A 20051-nucleotide genomic window follows, 5' to 3' on the forward strand; every position below is an offset into this window, starting at 1 on the left:
AATTTTCTTCCGTGGCCGACTAAGAACGCTCTCGTATGTGGCAACGTCTGACATTAACGTCCTGTGCGTCGAGGCTTCGGCTGTCCCTTAGGATGCGCATCCGTCCGCCGGGCAACTGAACGGTAATTAGAACGCCAATAAAATGAATGCACAAAATACTTACGCTGAATGAAAGTGTTTGGCATGGAAGCGGTGTATTTTGCAAAAATATTCCCTTAAGATGAGTAACAGTTTGTCTTACTGTATCAATCTTAAGGGGATTATTCAAGTACATTTGGGATTCATTTTATTTCTTGGCCTTGGACGGACTGGGCAACTTCAATTAATTCTTCTTTCGTTAGACTGTCACTTGCCAATGTGTAATCAATGCCTTCATGATTCCAATGGAGTGTGTCGTCCGTCAATGCCCCGATTGTAAAACCGAGATTCACAATTTCCCCATTTACTGCTTCAGGTGTCATTAGTGTTGGAACATCGGTACGCATCTCCTGAACGAGGGTGAAATCCTTCTCACCGCCATACGTCAAAATGACTCGTTTACCGTTATCGAGCTCCATTTCTTTCCGGTCAACTGCTTCTGCACCGGCTGTATAAAGCGGATGAAGTACGGTAAAGACTTCCTCTTCATTACTGCTGAATGTCGGAGCGTCACTGTTTGTTTCCATATTTTTCTCCATGGCAAAATCATCCGACTCAAAGCTTACCGCTGTATCAAATGCATGAAACTGGACTTCTACGACTGCTTTATCATCGACATCCAATACTTGCACTGCAGTTGGATAGAATGTTTTCTTGTCAAAAAGAATCTGCTGGTACGGCAAGTTCGTATTGTTTTGGTAATTTGTTTTTGTCTTAAACGCATAATGGGTTTCCGTTGCTTCAAAGCTTGCTTCCTCGTCATCTAATATGTCTTTGACGAGCGAGTGGTAAAGGTAAGGCTGGCTGCTGTTTTCCGGCCATTCTGATTGGAATTTGAAACTTCTTTCAAGGGCTGGAGTTAACACAAACACTCCGTCTTCATTTTTCAATATGATTTGACTACCCTTGTCATCTTCCTGAGAACCGAGCTTCACGCGATAATAATCCTCTTTCTGATGCCAAATATCAATCGTAAACCGCTGTTCTTCCTGTCCTGTCTTCATCGTCATTTCTGCTTCTGCTTTATAACCATCCATTTCCTCCAACGTGTCGGACAGTTTTTCGACAACATCTTCCTCCGATTTCTCTCCACATGCTGAAAGGATGACAATACTGATGACGATGAGGAATATTCCAAGATAGCGCTTCTTCATACACATATCTCCCTTGTCTCAATTAACAAAGGGAACAAATCACGTTTATCAGGAAATCATACGATATACTTCACGAATCCAAGCGATGATATCTGTCGCTGTTAGATCATAGACACTATGCTTATGCTGTACTGCTAAATCAGCACTTGTACCATGAAGGTAACAAGCATTGCAGATGGCGGAAAAAATGGTCTGGTTTTGTAAAATCATGGCGAGCATTATCCCTGTGAGTACGTCACCGCTACCGCCTTTTGCAAGACCGGGATTTCCGGTTGCATCAACCACCTGCTTACCGTCCGGGCTCGTAATAATGGTGTACTTCCCTTTTAACACGACATAGACTCCGTAGTCCTCTGCGAAGTTCTTCGCATGCTGAAAAGGGGATGTTAACGTTTCTTCTATCCGCAGCTCGAGAAGCCTGGCCATTTCTCCAGTGTGAGGCGTTACAATTGTCACAGCATCTCTCGACTTCAGTATGGGGAGTAAATTGCTTAAATGATATAATCCGTCGGCATCAACCAAAACGGGACAAGTCGCTGCCTTTAGCACCTGCTTTATTAGCTCCTCCCCCTGCTTACTACGGCCCATTCCGACACCGGCAGCGATTGCGTCATACGCTGATACATCCAAGTGATTATCCCAGACTAACAGCCCGTCTTCTTCCTTCAATATCTTAAACATCGCTTCTGGTATCCGGGAAGCGATAATTGGGATAATTTCCTGCAACGTTCCTGCAGTTACTAAGCCTGCTCCTGCGACAAGCGCTGCCTCCGTAGCCATCGTAATCGCTCCTGGCATCCTTGCACTCCCACCAATGATAAAACCCTTACCATGGTCCCCTTTATGTGCGTACGCCCGTCTCCTTGGAAGGGTTGCTTGGAACTGATCGCTACCGTATAAGCTGCGGGTCGTATATTTCTCCATCGTCCGCTTGGAGAAGCCAATCTCAACGACTTTCCATTCCCCGTAATAGCTGGCCGTGTCCGGTAAAACCGCAGTCATTTTCATAGCTCCGACAATAAACGTGTAATCCGCTTGTACAGCCACAGTAAATGGCACTCCTTCATCAGCCGGTAACCCGGACGGAATATCAACAGAAACGACCCGGGCATCAGATTCGTTTATCCGTTTGATCACGTCTTGATACGGCTCACGCAGCGCACCCTTCTTCCCGATTCCAAGTAAAGAGTCAATAATAACGTCTGAGTTTTTAATGATTTCTTCTACACCGTGGTCTATGAGAGAAAATATTTTCCCATTGCTGTTCAAATAAATTTTCTTATGCAGCAAGGCATCTCCCTGAATCAACTCATCAGGAACCACTTGGAAAACCCGTACATCATAACCATGTTCCATCAAATACCTTGCAATGACAAAACCGTCTCCACCATTATTTCCTGCTCCAACGAATACTGTTATCCACTCTGTTCGCTCAAAAAGAGAGATGATGTTGCGAAATATCTCCCTTCCGGCATTTTCCATAAGCACGTGCCCCGGCAAACCAATTTCCTTCATCGTATGCCTGTCGATATCGTACATTTCCTTTGCGGTGACTATAAACATGAAGTCCCCTCCTGCCCGCATTAAAATACTATGAGACAACCACTCCGTTTATGCAGATTCTCTTTACCCATTCTTTTGAACAACGACTTGTGCTACGGCATATTCCTTACTATGGCTGATTGATAATAGAAAAACATACCCTTCATAGCCCTGCACCATAAGTTGTGGCGCCCCGCTCTCATCATGGATTATTTCCATGTGCCGGAAGCTCAATTTCCCGATCCCAGTCCCGAGCGCTTTTGCACATGCCTCTTTTGCCGCAAATCTTCCAGCTAAATATTCTATCTGGCGTCTCCGGTTGGCAAATTGTTTATATATTGTTAACTCCGAATCAGTCAACACCCGTGCCGCAAGTCGGTCTCCCTTTTTAAGGCTTGACTCTATTCGGCCTAGTTCAATAATATCTATTCCAATTCCTTTAATCATTGGCTTTTGCCTTCTCTCCTTCAATGATAATAGCTAATGTTGGTCATAACTCGTATTATTAATTATTATAATAGTACCTGAACATTATAGGAAATTAAACTTATTTAGGAGGCTTCTTCTATTGTTTATCCGGAACGAAAGAAGTTTAAAAGAATTTATAAATCTTTACCCCGTCGTCTCGACCCTTGTTATCATTCACATCGTCCTTTGGTTAGTGATGGAATTTTTTCAATCTGGGATCGGTTGGATTGTTTATGTATTTGGAGTTGGTAATAACTTATCCGTTGCAATGGGCGAATATTGGCGCTTAGTTACCCCAATCTTCCTCCACCGGGAATTGACACATGTGTTATTCAATTCCTTTGCCCTCGTCATCTTTGGGCCAGCGCTTGAGTTGATGCTTGGAAAATTCAAATTCATCCTTGCTTATTTAGCCGCTGGGGTTATTGCAAATATAGCGACGTTTTTAATTGAACCTTTACAATACACACATTTAGGTGCTTCTGGAGCGATCTACGGATTATTTGGTATGTATATATTCATGGTGGCTTTCCGCAAGCATCTCATTGACCAAGGTAGTTCGCAAATGATCAAAACTATTTTCATCATCGGAGTACTTATGTCCTTCGTCGGAACGCGAATTAATATCGTCGCTCACTTAGCAGGCTTTGCTGGAGGATTCGCGATTGCACCACTCTTTTTGAAAAACATCCGCCCTTTCTCGCCGTGGCATGCTTATCAGCGCAGCTATCCAGATGATGACCGGGAGATACAATTTAATCCGAATCGCTGGAATAAAAAAAGAATAATACCTGAAAGCATCCGTAAAAACTGGCTCTGGATTATCATCGGTATTCTTGCAGTCATTGGATTTTTCAGCAGATTTTCCAACTGAATTTAACTTAACTTCCTTCTTCTTTTGAAACTTAATTAGCACCTAATCGTATTACTAGTAACCATCGTAATGGAAGGATGTTGCACAATGAGACAACCACCGAAGCATGCAATCGACCCGCGGGCAGTCGACGTTTGGAAAATCAGCGCCGCCATTTACCTTGGCATACTTTGGCTGATTCTTCTTACGTCGGTAGTCTTTGCGATTCTCTGGGATTGGTCGTTCGTTTATATAACTGGAGCAATAATTATAACTGTTTTATTAAGTTACCTTTTCATTTTCTTATTTCCTAAACTTAGGTATCGGCGCTGGCGCTATGAGATCTTTGAACAGGAAATTTATATCCAGCACGGAATTTTCATCCGTACGCGAACATTAATCCCGATGATACGGGTACAACACGTCGATACAGAACAAGGCCCGATTATGAAGAGATTTCATGTTGCGAGTGTGTCGATTTCCACCGCAGCGACAACGCACATCATCCCTGCTTTGTCAGAAGAAAATGCTTCTGATTTGCGGGACCGGATTTCACAACTTGCAAGGGTGGACGAAGATGATGTTTGAGGAAAGACGCCTGCACCCTGCAGCCATTATTTTTAACATATTAAAAGTAATTAAAGAATTATTTTTCTCGCTGCTAATCGTTTTAGTCGCTGGAAACTTTCTCATATTTTCTATTGCACTTGGGGCATTTAGTATACTCGCTTCGGTTTATGGCATTCTCTCGTGGTACCGTTTTTCTTATTATGTTACCGATGATGAGCTATGGATTGAGTACGGTATATTTAAACGAACGAAACGGTCTATTGCGAAAAACCGGATCCAATCGATTGATTTAACCGAAAGTGTGATCCATCGTATATTCAAACTGACCCGGGTCCAAATTGAAACAGCAAGTGGCGGAGAGAAGGCAGAAGCTGCCCTTTCAGCTGTTTCGCTTAAAGATGCGAAAGAACTCCGGGAAGTGTTAAAAAATAGCGGAAAAGCAGGTACCTTAGTTCCTGAAGAAATGTATCTTGCACAGAAAGAAATTTCCTTTTCCCGCTTGCTCCTAGCCGGAATCACTTCCGGTGGTCTTGGCATTATTATCGGTTTCATCGTCGTTGGGCTCTCGGAATTTGACGAACTCATACCTGAAATGGTGTATAACTACACCTATGAGTGGTTGGTAACTGCAAGTATTATATTCATTGTTCTTATTATTCTTGGTGTTCTTGCCACCATTTGGCTATTAAGTATTCTCTGGACACTCCTTCGCTACGGGAAATTCACTATCAGGAGAACGGAGGATGAATTATTCATTACGCGGGGATTGCTTGAAAGAAAGCAATTGACAATTCCCTTGCACCGGATTCAGGCGATTGGTATTGAAGAAAACATCTTACGTCAGCCATTTGGTTACGCATTTATTTTTGCAGAAATTGCCGGCGGAAATACAGATGGGAAATTAGCGGATTCAACGATCCTATTCCCATTGCTGCATAAACGAGAAATCGCCGCCTTTCTTGATGAATTTGCTCCAGACTTCAGCTGGCAGGAAGAAGAAGTCGAATGGACGAAGCCACCACCCGCTGCATTACCGTATTACTATGTCCGTTCAAGTGTATTATTCTTACTGGCCAGTATCGCCGTCTTTATCTTTTTCCGGTCGTTTGCTTGGATTCCGATTGCTTTGTTCGCGCTCTCCCTAGGCTTGGGCTGGCTCTCTTATAAGGATGCGGGCTTTTACCTTAAAGGGAACAGGTTGTTACTCCGATACCGACACGTGAAGCGCACTACCGTACTCATTCAGCAAAAACGAATACAAGCCTTCGAGAAAAAGAATCATGCACTCGAAAGAAAATGGAGCCTCGCCTCCATGAAAATATCTATTCTGAGCAACACCGGGGGCAAACACTATCACGTGAAAAATTTAGAAGAAGAAAAAGTTAACCAACTGGGGGACAGAATTGCTTATCGAAATAAATTGGAATAAACGCTAGTATCTAAAAAAACGGTTTGGAGCTATATTGCTCCAAACCGTTTTTATTCTTAGTTAGTCTCTTTTACGACGTTTTTGGAAATTACCTTTACGGTTACGTCCACCGTAGAAGCGTTTGTTTTTCGAGCGATGTCCGCCTTTGCCTTTTGAATGGAGTGCTTTTTTCACACTCACTGGTGCAACCGAAGAAATCCGGACTGGTGTGTCTCTTCTTTCTTTCGTCAACAGGCTAATTGCCGCTGCAATAACGGTTACCGAATCGTGATCTTCCAACAGGTCCTTCGCAGCTTCTTGATATGTCGTTAAATCACGCTTATCAATTGTTTTCTGGATTCTTTCGATTGTAAGTTGCTGTTGTCCACGTCTAGCATCTTGAATCGTCGGTGGTGCGAGACGCTTCATCTTACTCTTCGTCGTCTTTTCAATCAAATGTAAATGTGCCATTTCTCTTGGCGTTACAAAGGAAATCGCTTCACCTGTTTTACCCGCGCGCCCTGTACGCCCGATACGGTGTACATAACTCTCCGGATCTTGCGGGATATCAAAGTTATAAACGTGAGTCACGCCGGAAATATCTAATCCACGTGCAGCTACGTCTGTTGCAACTAGCACGTCGACACGACCGTTTTTAAACTTGTTCAATACAGACATCCGCTTTCCTTGAGTCAAGTCGCCATGAATCCCTTCAGCACGATAGCCTCTAGCCTGTAAACCTTCCGTAATTTCATCGACCCGCTTCTTCGTTCTTGCAAACACAATTGCAAGCTCTGGAGAATGAATATCGACATGATTGTTCAGCGTATCGAACTTGAATTTCTCCGGTATTTCAATGAAGTACTGATCAATATTTTCAACCGTCATTTCTTTCGCTTTAATTTTTACTTCTTTCGGTTGCTTCATCAATGTTGTTGCGATATCGCGAATTTCCTTTGGCATCGTAGCGGAGAATAGCAACGTTTGACGTTCTTCTGGAATGCCTTTTAAGATATCACGAATATCATCGATGAACCCCATGTTCAGCATTTCGTCCGCTTCATCCAGAACTGCAACTCGTACTTGATCCGTCCGAATAGTTCTTCTCCGCATATGGTCAAGCAATCTTCCTGGTGTTGCCACGACGATTTGCGGGCCATCTTTCAGTGCACGAATTTGCCTGTCCATATGTTGACCACCATATATTGCCAATGCACGAATGCCGACAAATCTTGCAATGCGATTGATTTCCTCTGCGACCTGGATAGCCAATTCCCGCGTCGGAGCCACAACTAACCCCTGTACCTTGCGAAGTTTAGTGTCGATTCTTTCAATCATCGGAATACCGAACGCAGCGGTTTTCCCTGTACCTGTCTGAGCTTGACCGATTACGTCATTGCCCGCTTTCGCAAGAGGAATGGTCTCCGTTTGGATTGGCGTTGCTTCTTCAAAGCCCATTCTTTCCAAAGCCTTCATAATCGGGGCCGCGATATTTAATTCATTAAATTTTGCCACTTAATGTCTACTCCTTCTGTAAAAAAAATTTAGTTATAAGAGGCCACTAGTCCTTTACTTCAGATTTATAAATCCTATCTATACATATACCCATTGCCATTATCAGATATGCACGGTTAAAACGTACAAGGGTTTATCATTCAACCAGGAAAAGATTTATCACGTACCAATTATTGTTTCTCTAAAAGAACAATTAGGCTTCCCTTCCATCTTCGGGGCCTCAAATTACTGTTTGTCTTATGATACCACATCTTTGTCACCATTTTCCACAATGCTCCGTCATAAATACTTATTTAATATATAGTGATCTAAATTAAACTTTGCACTTACGCTGAATGAAAACAATATTATGGATTACAGATTATCTTTCAAACGGCGTGAAATAAATGAATTTTTCCATGAATCATGGTAATATAAGATGATAATATATTGAAAGTAGAGGGGCGTTATGGACCTAGCCATCCCCTCTGGAAAAGGTGTCAATTAAAGGAGTTTTTCTATGCGTCTTCCTGCATTTAATCCGAAAGCAGCTCTCTTTATTGGAGTAACTGCTGTATCCACTTCTGCTATACTCGTTCGACTTGCTGAAGATGCACCTGCAGCTATGACTGCTTTCTATCGTTTATTCTTCGCCGTTATCATGATGGCGCCATTTATATTAATTAACTACCGACATGAATTCAAACAAATCTCTAAAAGAAACTGGATACTTTCTATACTCGCAGGCATATTTCTCGCCGCGCATTTTATTTTTTGGTTTGAATCATTAAGTCATACATCCGTTGCAAGTTCCGTTGTGTTTGTTTCCATCCAACCGGTCTTTGCCTTCCTCGGGACTTATTTATTGTTTCAGGAACGCTTTTCCTATGGTGCCATCATCAGTATGATCATTACATTGTTTGGAAGTCTGATTATCGGTTGGGGGGATTTCCAACTCGGAGGAAACGAACTACTCGGTGATGTGCTCGCCATTTTAGGAGCAATAGGTATCACAGGATATTTTCTGATTGGACAATCTGCAAGGAAGAGCTTGTCTCTAATGACGTATACATTCATCGTATATGGGGTTGCTTCCGTCACTTTATTTATATACAACCTTGGCTTACAGCACTCATTCACCGGTTATAGTGCAACGAACTGGTATGCATTCCTTGCACTTGCCATCATTCCAACATTCTTCGGCCATTCAATTTTCAACTGGTGCTTACGCTGGTTAAGTACAACAACAGTGTCCATGGCCGGATTATTGGAGCCCGTTGGAGCTGCCCTTTTAGCATATATTTTCTTAAATGAAGCTATTACTTGGTCTCAATTTTTAGGTGGAACGATCGTTATCTTCGGCTTGTATTTATTCATCATCAGCACATCGAAAAAAACGAACGTCACCATTTCTCAAAGGAAAAAATAATCAGTTAGGCGGTAATCAGGATGAGAATTCAACTAATGACAGACGGTGGAGCAGACATTCCACAACAGTTAATCGAACAAATGCAATTAGAAATTGTCCCTCTTTATTTAAATTTCAGCGATGGCGAATATAAAACTGGTCATTCATTGAAGCTTGCGGATTTCCATCAGAAGGTAAAGAAGCTTAATGAAGTTCCACTTTCCGCTGCACCAAGCCCGAACGACTTTTACGAAGCTTATAAAAAGGTGCCGCAAGATAAGCCGATTATTATGCTGAGCCTTTCCAAGGAATTAAGTAGTACGTATCAAAATGCGGTCACCGCTAAAAACATGCTTGAAAAAGAAGAACCAGCGCGTAAAATCGCTGTCATCAATACGAAAACAGCTTCAGGCGGAATTGCCCTTTTGCTTCATGATTTATACAATAAAATTCAAGCAGGCTATACATTTGAACAAGTTGTACAGCATACGGAAGAACGAGTTGGAGATACAATTACTTTATTTGTCCTCCAGACGTTAGATAACCTTGTCCGCGGTGGCCGGATTTCAAAGGTAACCGGTAAGATTGCAAAGACGCTCAGCATTAAATTGCTTATGCGTGGTAGTGAACAAGGAGAAATAGAAGTAACAGAACGCATACGTGGAGAAAAACGTGCAGTGAACCGATTTATCCAACAAATCGGAGAGTATACGAAAAATGCGGAAAATAAGAGCTTATTCATGACCCACTGCAACAGTGAATCCCGGGCAACAAAACTATTGAACGAAATAAAAGAAAAATATTCCTTTAAAGAAACGTTCCTAACAGACACCGGTCCCATCATCGCAACTCACGGCGGAGATGGCGCTATCGTAATAGCTTTCTTTAAAGACAGAAAAAAATAACAATAGCGCAAGCACCCTGGGCTCAGAGCGGACGTGGCTAGTCCTAGAAACTGAGTTATCACAGCATTTTTATTTTATACTTTCTTACTATAAATAAACCGGATGGACGTAATTTTGTGTCCATCCGGTTTATTTTTTCTTTTCAAGAAAGTCATGGACCATCAGATTGATCGTATCCTTATCCTCACCTAAACAAAGCAGATGTCTCGATTGATCCAAGAGCACAATCTCCTTGTGCTCCGAATCAATCTCCTTATCCAAATAGTAAGCTGTCTTATAAGGTACCATCCCATCAAGTTGGCCGTGCGCAATCAATACAGGGGTCTCGACTTCTTTCAAAAATCGTCTCGTGAAATTAATAAGCTTTACAAATTCGATATTCGCTTTTATCGGCACTTGACCAAATTTCCGCTTATAATGATTGTACATTTGATTGTTTTCTAATCCGCCCTTCAACCCATCACGGATTACTTCTTGAACATCCGTCCCAATCTGTTTGAAATCCAAATACTTCCCCGCGGTTGCCAGTAATACTAATTTTTTTACCTTATACTTCGCCGCTAGATAAGCAGCAATCATCCCACCCATCGAAAAGCCGATTAAATAAATTTCATCATATTTCTCCGATAGCTGCTGCAAAGCTTCCTCTGCCGCAGAAATCCAATCCTTGTAAGTGATGTCCTCTAAGTGTAGTTCAATCCCATGTCCTGGCAATGTCGGCAGTTCAACATGCCAATCCGTATGTTCACGCAAATATTTCGCTAACGGGCCAAGCTCATAAGGACCACCTGTAAATCCGTGAATCAATAAACATCCTATCATCCGCATCCCCTCGTTCTAACCATTCCTTTCTTTTATTATCTGCTCATCGACCCCTATTTATCCGACCTAACTTATCTGAATGTCCTGATCAAGGAGCTTAACTGTCTCACAATCGGAGAAACTTGATGATATGTGCTCGCTAACTGATTAATGGTTGTCATCGTTTTACTAAAGTCCACTTGTCCATTTGCATCGGTAAAAGCACGAAGAAGGCCGGCTTGCGTCTGTTCCGACGACGGATTGCCATACGCTTCCTGACTTTGGCTTTGACTTTGACTCATCAAATTAAGTGGTTGTGGCGGTTTTGCATAGCGTTCATAAGGTGTTATATGTGATATAGGTGTATAGGGAGAGTTTGGTATATTGGGTGGTTGCTGGCGAGCAAATGGTGGTGTGTTTCGATTAGCGTACAGATACGGATGCCGCCTCATTCTATCGTCCATTTGGAACACCTCTTTATCCAAACATTGATTCATACTATAAATTATGCAGCTAGGGGAGCTTTTGTTATTCGTTTAGTTTTCGACTTTCCTAAGCGTGTGGTGTATCCGTTCTTTTTGAAAACCTAATATCGAAAGTTTCTCCCCTTTTACAAACATTGCTGGTGTACCGTAAACCCCTTTCTTCTGCATTTCTGTCATATAATCCCTATTCTGGGTTACATTTTTTATTTTGTAAGTAACGTCGTACTTTTTGACGAGATTTACTACTTTTGTGCAATACTGATTATTGTCACTCACATAAATGATTACATCATAGTTGTCCATCTAAAATTCCTCCAAAAACTTCCCTTATTTCTTTCTTTTTTATACCTTTTTGATACCCGATTAAATATAAAATGAAACTTCATTCAGTGGGGTTTCTTATCTCCCACACTGAATGTTAGTTGAACAGAAAATATTTCGCTTAAAACTCATCAAATAAACAATAGTCAACGCCTATACGTTGCATAAAAGGGTAACAAAAAACACGGTACTAAGTTGCTGCACCGTGCTTTTCTTCTTTTTTGCAATTAATCATCTAAATCTATATCAACAACGAGCACTTCTCCCGTGTAGGCATCGATTTCGATTTCTGCCTCTCCTTCGGGGCTCTCAATTTCGATTTCATATATTAAGCGACCATCTTCTCTATCCAAATCTATATCATCCACCACACCGGAGAACTGTTTTAATGCAATTTCAATTGCTTTTTCTTGACTGATTGTTGATTTCCGCTCATCGGATTGCTTCTTGGAATCATCATTGGGACCTTTTTTTGCTTCGTTATCTTCTTTTTTCGCTTCTTCTGCATCCTCTTGTTTTGGTGCAGTTACCGTTTTACGCTCGGTCTCTTTTGTATCTTCAGTTGCTTTTTCTTTCATTTCCAAGTCTGTTTCTTTTTTATTTGTAGCTGATGCTTCTCTCTTATCTCCATTTTCCTTCTGCTTATCCGTAGTCATATCTTTCTTTTCATCTGCTTTAGCTAGCCATTTTTCTTCCAGCTTTAATACCTCACCCGAGTTCCCGTCAATTACTAATTCATATCCTTGCCCGTCGATGACAATCTCCACTTCATAGATAGGATTTGTCTCTTGTTCATCTAACTTAAGTGCAGTGATTTCCCCGGGATATTGGGCCTCCACTTTTTCCGTAACTTCTTTCTCGGTTAGGTCAGGTCCGGCTGAAACCGATAAATTTTGACTGAAAATAAGCCCTAATACAGTGGCAATCGCCATAGCCCCAATTGCCATTAGCAATTTTTTATTCATTATGACCCCCTCCTAGCTTAGCTAATTAGTCATCCCAGCTGTCATCATCTTGTTCGATTTCCACTTCGATAATCTCACCTGTCATTGCATCAAGTTCGATTTCTGCTTCATGCGTACCATCTCTTAATTCAACCTCATAAATCAATCTGCCGTCATCCTTGTCGAGTTCAATTTCCGTCACTTTACCTTCGAATTCGGTTAAAGCAATTTGCTTTACTTCTTCAATCGAAAGCACACCTGCAAATGGATCCTGATTTTCCACTGTTTTTTCCTTCGTTTCTTGTACTTCTTCCGTTTCACTCGCTGCAACAATCGGCTCTGTCGGTGCAGCGTTCGACTGATAAGCAGTAAAACCAATGACCAATGCTATCGTCAATGTCCCAATTCCATATCCTAACTTTTTATTCATTTTATTTCCTCCTTTGATCTCTGCTTTTATCATAGCTCGGGCAGATAATAGGAGGATGTGAGGAAGATTAGAAAATGCTGAGAAACGAATCTTTACGGAGAGTAAACGTTATTTTTCATCGGGCCCTTCTTTCATAACCGGTAAAACCATTGTAAAAGTCGAGCCCTCCCCTAGGGTACTGTCCACAGTTAGCTTTCCTTGATGGTCTTCGGCAATTTCCCTAGCGATAGACAGGCCGAGCCCACTGCCACCGGTCCCTCTGCTTCTTGCTTTATCGACCCGGTAAAACCGCTCGAATATCCGTTCCTGATCTTCTGGAGCTATTCCACTTCCATAATCTTTCACAGAATAAATCACGTCACCATTATAAGTAAATAGACTTACTGTAATTTTATCTTCACTGTATTTCAAGGCATTTTCAATTAAAATATAAATAATTTGTTCGAGCTGCCCAGCATTCCCTAAAACATGTATCGTTTCGGTATTTTTATGAAATTCGATTTCCCTATTATAAGCCTGCTTGAATGTTGTAATCGAATGCTCGATCAGTTGAACAAGTTCGACACGTTCGTGGACAACATTTTCTTTATTTTTCGCCAAAGATAAAAGTTGCTCCACTAGCCGTTTCATCCGGTCGGCTTCCGAATCAATTACTTCAATTGATTCGTCCAGTAGTTCAGGGTTGTCCTTCCCTCTTCTTGCAAGCAGCTGGGCGTAACTCTTCACAATCTGTATCGGAGTTTTCAATTCATGGGAAGCGTTGGATACAAAGTCTTCCTGTCTTTCGTAGTTATCCTTTAGCTGATCAATCATTTCGTTGAAGGTAACTTCCATTTCATAGAGCTCATCCTTGGAACGGTCTCTGTGATCGATCTTCTCCCATTTCCGCTCCTTAATGTTCGTTTTCATCGTCCGTGTCAGTTCTTCAATAGGATTGAGAAGGAAACGGCTCAGGATATTACTACCGATAACCGTCGGGATGAGGATAACGAGTGATACGATGATAAGTACGTAAAATAAAATTCGCATCGTATTCGTAAGAGCCACTAAATTATCAGACATCTGCAGCGTGACAACACTCCCATCATGCCAAATGATCGGCTTAGTTACAACAGCGACATGGACACCGCGCTCTGGCCGTTCAATTTCATGAGTCTCCGCAGTCTGGAACGCACCTTCCAATGTCCGATAAGCCTCTCCTTTACGTTTAAATTCTATTGCCCGCTGGTCACTCGAGAACACCTTCACCATCCCATTTGCCGGTAGAAAAGCATTGATTACTTCACTCGCCTCTTCCCGGCTCGTCGTCTGTGAGAGATGCTCGATCAGAACATCAGTCTGCAAGGATAGTTCCGTTAATTGGCCATCCGTTGCATTTTTATAAAAGAGAAAATAGATGAATGTATTGACAAGGATGAGCATACTTAGAATGAGCACACTGGAAAACAAGCGGATTTTCGTCCTTAATTTCATTGTTCAAGGTCCTTTATCGTATAGCCTACCCCGCGCACTGTTTGAATAACCGCGGCCTCAAAACCTTTATCCACTTTTTGCCGCAAGTAGCGGATATAGACGTCGACAACATTTGTATCACCGTAATAATCGAACCCCCAAACTTGTTCAATCAGCTGCTCCCTTGTCAGGACAATGTTTTTATTTTGCAATAAACAGACGAGCAGATCGAATTCCCTTGGTGTAAGATCGATTTGCACTTCGCCTCTTGAAACTTCTCGGGCGCTCGGATTCACTCTCAAATCAGCAACAGTAAGGTCCTCGTTATTCTCCTTCTTCGCTTTCGGCCGGCGTAAAAGAACGCGGATCCGCGCTAATAATTCCTCAATCTGGAAAGGCTTCGTAATATAATCATCCGCCCCAAGGTCGAGACCACTTACCTTATCATGAATTTCATCCCTTGCTGTAAGTAGAACGATTGGTGTTTCCTCATCGAAACGACGGACTCTCCGCAACACTTCAAGACCGCTTAATTCAGGAATCATAATATCTAACAAGACAAGATCCCAGTTCTCTTCTTCTATAAGTCGCAACGCATCTTTCCCATTATCTGCGACACCTGTTTCATAATTTTCATATTCGAGTTCGAGTTGCAGCACTCGGCTTAATTTTTGTTCATCTTCAATAATCAGGATTTTAGGTTTTGCCATATTCACACCTGCCAATTTTAAGATTAATTACTTTCTATTATACGCATAAATGCTTATCATGACGATAAGCAGAAGTTTTCATTTTACAAAGGAGGATTAGCATGCTAGCAATTGATCATCTTGTAATCGTTTCAAAGAATCCCGAAAAGGATGCCCAGCAGTTTGTTGAACAGCATCATGCAATCGCTATGGAAGGTGGAAAACATGAGAAATGGGGAACGTACAACTTCCTTGCTCACTTCCAAAATGACAGTTATATCGAATGGCTCGGAATTTTCGATGAGGAACTTGCTAGGAAAAGCAATCTCCCATTAGTGAGAAATACAGTTGATTCCCTCGATCAAGGAAGGACCGGACTCCTTACCTTTGCTTTACGGACGAGTAATCTAGATGCCCAGCTGACCTATTTTAAAGAAAATCAGATCCCGTATAGTGGTCCGTATCCAGGAATGCGGAAGAAAATTGACGGTTCAACTCTATCTTGGAAAATGCTTTTTCCCGAAGACGCGGAGAATTTTCCATTTCTAATTGAATGGGGCGCAACAGAGAACAAGCCAGACGACGCTGCGAAAATCAATCCGCGTAATTTGAATGAGATCACAATCCCAACTGATCCATCCAAGTACGAGGATGTCTTTCAGCTGAAAGTGCGTGACGATACAATCCAATTGGAGAATGGAAGACTTCTATTTACAAACGACGAGCAGTCTAATTTTAATTTAAGTGAATAAGGAGAAAGATAAGGAATCGTAATAAAGAAGCTTGCAATCAACTCAATTGTTAATCGCAAGCTTCTTTATAAATGATAAGAAAGTATAAAATAAAAATGCTTAGATAACTTAGGTATCCGGGGCTAGCCACGTCCGGCTCCAGCGCCCAGCAACTAGCAAACTTCACACTCCTCCAATCGATAAGTCAACATCAACTCACTGCCGTTCGTTGTGTTTCCTTTATCTCATTCCGGAGTGCTCCAGTTTGTACGTTGCTTAACGGGCGCTTCCGCCTTTGTTTAATATTACCCTAATTGTTGTTGTAAAAATTCCGTTACTTCTTCTGGAGTCTTCGTATAAGCACTGTGCTGATGCGCTAGTTTTTCCCCATTTTGGAAAATTAGTACGCTCGGAATTCCCATTACTTCATACTTTTCAGCAATTCCTTCTATCTCATCAATATTCACTTCGTACCAGTTATAATTGTTGAACTCATCCATTACCTGGCCCGAGAACATATCAAAGCGTCTGCAATCCGGGCACCAATTAGCGAAGAACTTAATAATGACCGGCTCCGCACTTTGTATAACTTCATCAAATCTGGCTTGCGTTGTGATTAGTTCCATCTGAATTCTCCTTTTATACCCTCTTTAAATTATTTTCTTATATTGTAACTATTTATACTCTATTCGTCCAAGGATATACGCTGTTAAAAGCCCTGTGAAAAATGTAAGAACACTAACAAAGAACATACCAACCGTTTGTGGTATTCCCGGGAAAACGACGAAAACTGAACCTGCAACAAGTCCTATTGCGGCGGCAAATGTAATAGTGAAATAGTTTCGTAAAAAATAGCCGACAATTCTGCTCATGATGACAAAGCCGATCGCAATCCCAAGCCCAGTCACAATGATGATATCAAATTTTAAATTACTGACGGCAGCAATGATTGTCGGATATACACCAAGAACAAGAAACAAGAATGAGCCACTTATCCCTGGAAGAATCATTGCCGAGCTGCCGATTATACCTGAAACAAATAGATATGCATATGTTTTCGGGGTAATATTCGTAATAATTTCCCCTTCTCCAACATTCACAAGCCCTATTGTAGCAATAATGATAACACCGACCAGCATCACACCGATATGCTGCAGACGAAATGAATTCTTCGCATCAGCTTTATAAAATAAATAAGGCAGGACGCCAAGAATCAGTCCGAGGAAGAAAAATAATGTCGGCATCGGATGGTGGATAAACAACCATTCGATCACTTTCGCAAATACGAACAACGCTGCTACCATGCCAATCCCAAGCGGAATGAGAAATCCCAAATACTTCTTCCAGTCCTTACTAAAAAAGCCGTTAATTGCTTCAATCAACCGCTCATAAATTCCAAGTAAAAGTGCAATGGTACCGCTACTGATTCCCGGGACGACCTCTGTAGCACCCATCAATATCCCTCGATATATATTTTTCCATTCCATGCGATGAATCTCCTTAACGTATGTAAATTTAAATACATTTTACATCATACCAAAAAAGACTTGGCATGCCTATCTTAAGTGTGACCTTTCTTGGGACAGGCCACACTTCCCTTACTTTTCTTCTATGAATCTAAGCTCTGGCATCCACTGAGACATATGCATTTTTATTTCTTCATAATGCCGATCTGCTTCTTTCAATTCCTTATTTGTTAAGGAATACATCGGTACAACCTCATAGTCTTCGAAGTCCTCATGGAATGTGACATACGTCGGCAAGAGAGTGGGTGAATGAATTTCAATACTCTCCTTTTCCTTATAAGTTGTCTTCGTCACGGTAAAGGTAAACATCCCGCCAATCCGCTTATATAACCCCTGTTGATTCGAAAGGAAATTACCTAGACTATAAATGACGAGCGTTTTGTTTCCATCTTTTCCTTCTACCCATGCAGCCGGCTGTAAAACATGTGGATGATGGCCGATGACTGCATGGACACCATGGTCAGCTGCAAATTGAACGAGCTCCTTCTGTTCTTCATTTGGCATCCGCTCATATTCATTTCCAAAATGCAGGTTTAAAACGATAATATCTGCTTCAGCTTCCGCCTCGGCGATATCTTCTGCCATCTGCTCTTGATCGATGAGATTGACCAGATAAGGCTTATCCTCTGGTACTGGAATTCCATTTGTCCCGTACGTATAATTGAGGAATGCAACAGAGATCCCCTCATCCGTTTCGATTACACGCACCTTTTTTCGATCTGCTTCATCCTTATAGGCACCAACATACATCATATCAAGATTTTCCCAATGGTTAATTGCTTGCTGAATCGCTTTTTCCCCGCGGTCTAGTGTATGATTATTTGCCAGCATGACGACATCGACCCCGGCGTCCTTCAACGCATTACCAATCTCTTTCGGGCTATTAAATGCCGGATAGGTGGATAACCCAAGTTCTACCCCGCCGATCATCGACTCTTGGTTTGCCGTCGTAATCGTCGCCTCACTTAAATAAGCTTCCACCTTTTCAAGCATCGGGGAAAAATTAAATGTGCTTCCTGTCCAAGCATCGACATAGACTGGTTCATGTAATAATACATCTCCAATAGAAGAAATCGTAATCTCTTCCACAATCACACCTGGGATTGGCTCTTTGAATATCAACTCGCTTTCCATTCCGGTTACCGTTTTCCCCGTACCTGTAACTTTTATCGTCATATTACATGCGCTAAGCAAACTAACCAGACATAGAATGAGTCCAACGATCATACAATCTTTTATTCTCAAACTTCTTTTCTCCATTCATTTTTTATCACGCATTAACGGTCTGTAATACCCCCACCTCTAAAGAACAAGAGGGAAGCCCCACATGTGAAGGTGGGATATACAGTCCGTAAATCCCTGATTCGGTTCAACTAACATTCAGTGAGGAAGGTAAGGATACCCCTACTGAATGAAGTTTCACTTTATTAAGCATATGACTGAACAACTATTATTTTACTGCTTATAGGCTATTTGCTCAATAGAAGGGAGGAAAATAAAATATCAATAAATTTTAGCTTCATAATGATAAACTGGATGGAATTGGATATAGTATAATAAGAGGAGACATTTCGGTTTATGATGTGCAGATTATTAACAAAGGGATTATTTAATGGGGGAATCGTGGTGAAACGATATTTATCTGGAATTTTAATTGTAGCAAGTGTTCTCATCATTATTATTGGCAATATGTTGGACCGATACTGGAGTGGCATTGCAGCATGGGGAGTTGCCATCATCTTACTTATTTTCGCCGCCTATTTTACAAAACACATCCCGAATGATAAAAAGAAAAAGCCGAAAGAGCAGTGAAGGGATGCTGGGTGAAGTAGTTTTAATCCTGTTAAAAATTCATCCTTGAAAATAGGGTGGTTTTTTTATGCCCGGAAGAAAACAGTGGAGTTGGGAGTTAGAGAAGCCCCGGGTTCACGGGACATTAGTTCATACTTTTTTAATACTAAAAAGGGAAGTTCTTTCATGATAATTCATGGAAATATTAATATCGGTATTTTAAAAGTCAGCGTGCGGATCAACACTCCTCCAATTAACAAATTATTTAAGAGGAACTTAAATTGGAAAAACTTTTTGAAATTAAAGGGTTTGACTTTGAAAATGAAGAAATGACTAGTGTATGGTATATAGGGGATTTTACTATAGAGAACAATTTTTTATTTAATTTTTCTTAACATTATATTATTATTTATACATAATCATGTCATTGGCCTTTGAGGTGGTGAAAAATATGCGGAAGAATATTTTATTAAGTAGTATATTTCTGTTGCTAGGTTTTTCATTATTAGTTCTTATACTAGTTCACTATTATCCTGAACTTTCATTTCGTCCCGACCCTGAAAAAGTGGGGATTTTCAACAGGATAGGAATTCAAGTTAGATACCCATTTTTAGTTGGTGTTCTAAGTTTCATTTTTGTTATTGCATTAAATAGAATAAATTCATTATTTTTCCGTAACCTAGGTATTATTGGATTAATAGCTTTACTCACTCCGTTTATACTCATTTATTTGTTTAACTTCATTAGTTCTTTTTTTGATTTATATGATACCTTGTTCCTTGGTTTGTAATATTTCTCATAAAAAGATGTAGAAGAAATTTCTACACCTTTTTATACTATGCAGTTTTATTCCTGTTTAACAAATTCTAATATTACGTCTACATATGCTTGTGCAAGTTGTATACCTCCGTCATAATTCCATCCCACCCTAATATCATATT

General features: G+C 41.1%; 22 protein-coding genes. 8 read left to right on the plus strand and 14 right to left on the minus strand.

Features of this window, described 5'->3' with window-relative positions:
- Positions 1-281: 281 nt before the first annotated feature.
- The 3 genes from IEX94_RS10440 to acpS all read right to left on the minus strand — a co-directional run bounded on the left by IEX94_RS10440 (position 282) and on the right by acpS (position 3281).
- The gene (locus IEX94_RS10440) at positions 282-1292 is read right to left on the minus strand and encodes a LolA family protein (RefSeq protein ID WP_156855995.1); all 1011 of its coding nucleotides are present in this window, start codon (positions 1290-1292) and stop codon (positions 282-284) included.
- Positions 1293-1340: 48 nt separating this feature from the next.
- Positions 1341-2855 carry an NAD(P)H-hydrate dehydratase gene (locus IEX94_RS10445; protein WP_188857118.1) on the minus strand — a complete coding sequence of 505 codons (1515 nt, stop codon included), beginning with the start codon at positions 2853-2855 and terminating at the stop codon, positions 1341-1343.
- A gap of 63 nt (positions 2856-2918) precedes the next feature.
- Positions 2919-3281 (minus strand): holo-ACP synthase, encoded by a 363-nt coding sequence (gene acpS / locus IEX94_RS10450; protein WP_156855997.1) that lies wholly within the window; start codon positions 3279-3281, stop codon positions 2919-2921.
- A gap of 121 nt (positions 3282-3402) precedes the next feature.
- On the opposite strand from acpS, the gene IEX94_RS10455 reads away from it, so the two are divergent.
- The 3 genes from IEX94_RS10455 to IEX94_RS10465 all read left to right on the plus strand — a co-directional run bounded on the left by IEX94_RS10455 (position 3403) and on the right by IEX94_RS10465 (position 6154).
- Complete coding sequence (locus IEX94_RS10455) at positions 3403-4176, plus strand: rhomboid family intramembrane serine protease (protein WP_188857119.1); 774 nt, start codon at positions 3403-3405, stop codon at positions 4174-4176.
- An 87-nt stretch (positions 4177-4263) separates the two neighbouring features.
- Entirely contained in the window at positions 4264-4743 is a 480-nt protein-coding gene (locus IEX94_RS10460; protein WP_188857120.1) for a PH domain-containing protein, read from the plus strand.
- Entirely contained in the window at positions 4733-6154 is a 1422-nt protein-coding gene (locus tag IEX94_RS10465; RefSeq protein WP_229782666.1) for a PH domain-containing protein, read from the plus strand. The genes IEX94_RS10460 and IEX94_RS10465 overlap by 11 nt, the downstream gene beginning before the upstream one ends.
- Before the next feature lie 60 nt (positions 6155-6214).
- On the opposite strand, the gene cshA is transcribed toward IEX94_RS10465, so the two are convergent.
- Positions 6215-7648, minus strand: a complete 1434-nt coding sequence (gene cshA, locus IEX94_RS10470) for a degradosome RNA helicase CshA (protein ID WP_229782667.1) — start codon at positions 7646-7648, stop codon at positions 6215-6217.
- Positions 7649-8147: 499 nt separating this feature from the next.
- Here cshA and IEX94_RS10475 point away from each other — a divergent pair, with 499 nt between their 5' ends.
- Together IEX94_RS10475 and IEX94_RS10480 are read left to right on the plus strand one after the other, a co-directional pair.
- A complete protein-coding gene (locus IEX94_RS10475) occupies positions 8148-9056 on the plus strand; it encodes a DMT family transporter (protein WP_188857122.1) in 909 nt (302 codons plus the stop codon).
- Between the two features lie 20 nt (positions 9057-9076).
- The gene (locus tag IEX94_RS10480) at positions 9077-9940 is read left to right on the plus strand and encodes a DegV family protein (protein WP_188857123.1); all 864 of its coding nucleotides are present in this window, start codon (positions 9077-9079) and stop codon (positions 9938-9940) included.
- Between the two features lie 129 nt (positions 9941-10069).
- Here IEX94_RS10480 and IEX94_RS10485 read toward each other — a convergent pair whose 3' ends face one another.
- From IEX94_RS10485 to IEX94_RS10515, 7 genes are all read right to left on the minus strand, one after another.
- Complete coding sequence (locus IEX94_RS10485) at positions 10070-10762, minus strand: alpha/beta hydrolase (protein WP_156856115.1); 693 nt, start codon at positions 10760-10762, stop codon at positions 10070-10072.
- A 71-nt stretch (positions 10763-10833) separates the two neighbouring features.
- Positions 10834-11193: a YppG family protein gene (locus IEX94_RS10490; RefSeq protein ID WP_188857124.1), complete on the minus strand. Its 360-nt coding sequence runs from the start codon at positions 11191-11193 to the stop codon at positions 10834-10836.
- An 84-nt stretch (positions 11194-11277) separates the two neighbouring features.
- On the minus strand, positions 11278-11529 hold the full coding sequence (locus IEX94_RS10495) for a glutaredoxin family protein (RefSeq protein WP_188857125.1): 252 nt from the start codon (positions 11527-11529) through the stop codon (positions 11278-11280).
- Between the two features lie 245 nt (positions 11530-11774).
- On the minus strand, positions 11775-12512 hold the full coding sequence (locus IEX94_RS10500) for a PepSY domain-containing protein (RefSeq protein ID WP_156856006.1): 738 nt from the start codon (positions 12510-12512) through the stop codon (positions 11775-11777).
- A 25-nt stretch (positions 12513-12537) separates the two neighbouring features.
- Positions 12538-12921, minus strand: a complete 384-nt coding sequence (locus tag IEX94_RS10505) for a PepSY domain-containing protein (RefSeq protein ID WP_188857126.1) — start codon at positions 12919-12921, stop codon at positions 12538-12540.
- Between the two features lie 108 nt (positions 12922-13029).
- A complete protein-coding gene (locus IEX94_RS10510) occupies positions 13030-14394 on the minus strand; it encodes a sensor histidine kinase (protein ID WP_188857127.1) in 1365 nt (454 codons plus the stop codon).
- Positions 14391-15083: a response regulator transcription factor gene (locus IEX94_RS10515; RefSeq protein WP_188857128.1), complete on the minus strand. Its 693-nt coding sequence runs from the start codon at positions 15081-15083 to the stop codon at positions 14391-14393. Before IEX94_RS10515 ends, IEX94_RS10510 begins: the two co-directional genes overlap by 4 nt.
- A gap of 101 nt (positions 15084-15184) precedes the next feature.
- Between IEX94_RS10515 and IEX94_RS10520 the strand changes: the two genes are divergently transcribed.
- Positions 15185-15814, plus strand: coding sequence for a VOC family protein (locus IEX94_RS10520; RefSeq protein WP_188857129.1), 630 nt, complete (start codon positions 15185-15187; stop codon positions 15812-15814).
- Positions 15815-16098: 284 nt separating this feature from the next.
- Here IEX94_RS10520 and IEX94_RS10525 read toward each other — a convergent pair whose 3' ends face one another.
- The 3 genes from IEX94_RS10525 to IEX94_RS10535 form a co-directional block, all read right to left on the minus strand.
- A complete protein-coding gene (locus tag IEX94_RS10525) occupies positions 16099-16419 on the minus strand; it encodes a thioredoxin family protein (protein ID WP_156856011.1) in 321 nt (106 codons plus the stop codon).
- Positions 16420-16467: 48 nt separating this feature from the next.
- Complete coding sequence (locus IEX94_RS10530; RefSeq protein WP_188857130.1) at positions 16468-17280, minus strand: DUF368 domain-containing protein; 813 nt, start codon at positions 17278-17280, stop codon at positions 16468-16470.
- Between the two features lie 111 nt (positions 17281-17391).
- Positions 17392-18564: a CapA family protein gene (locus tag IEX94_RS10535; protein WP_229782668.1), complete on the minus strand. Its 1173-nt coding sequence runs from the start codon at positions 18562-18564 to the stop codon at positions 17392-17394.
- Positions 18565-18897: 333 nt separating this feature from the next.
- Here IEX94_RS10535 and IEX94_RS10540 point away from each other — a divergent pair, with 333 nt between their 5' ends.
- Together IEX94_RS10540 and IEX94_RS10545 are read left to right on the plus strand one after the other, a co-directional pair.
- The gene (locus tag IEX94_RS10540) at positions 18898-19131 is read left to right on the plus strand and encodes a hypothetical protein (protein ID WP_229782669.1); all 234 of its coding nucleotides are present in this window, start codon (positions 18898-18900) and stop codon (positions 19129-19131) included.
- A 430-nt stretch (positions 19132-19561) separates the two neighbouring features.
- Positions 19562-19900: a hypothetical protein gene (locus tag IEX94_RS10545; RefSeq protein WP_188857132.1), complete on the plus strand. Its 339-nt coding sequence runs from the start codon at positions 19562-19564 to the stop codon at positions 19898-19900.
- The last annotated feature ends 151 nt before the right edge of the window (positions 19901-20051 follow it).

The organism is Oceanobacillus indicireducens, from assembly GCF_014647195.1.
Classification (GTDB): domain Bacteria; phylum Bacillota; class Bacilli; order Bacillales; family Amphibacillaceae; genus Oceanobacillus; species Oceanobacillus indicireducens.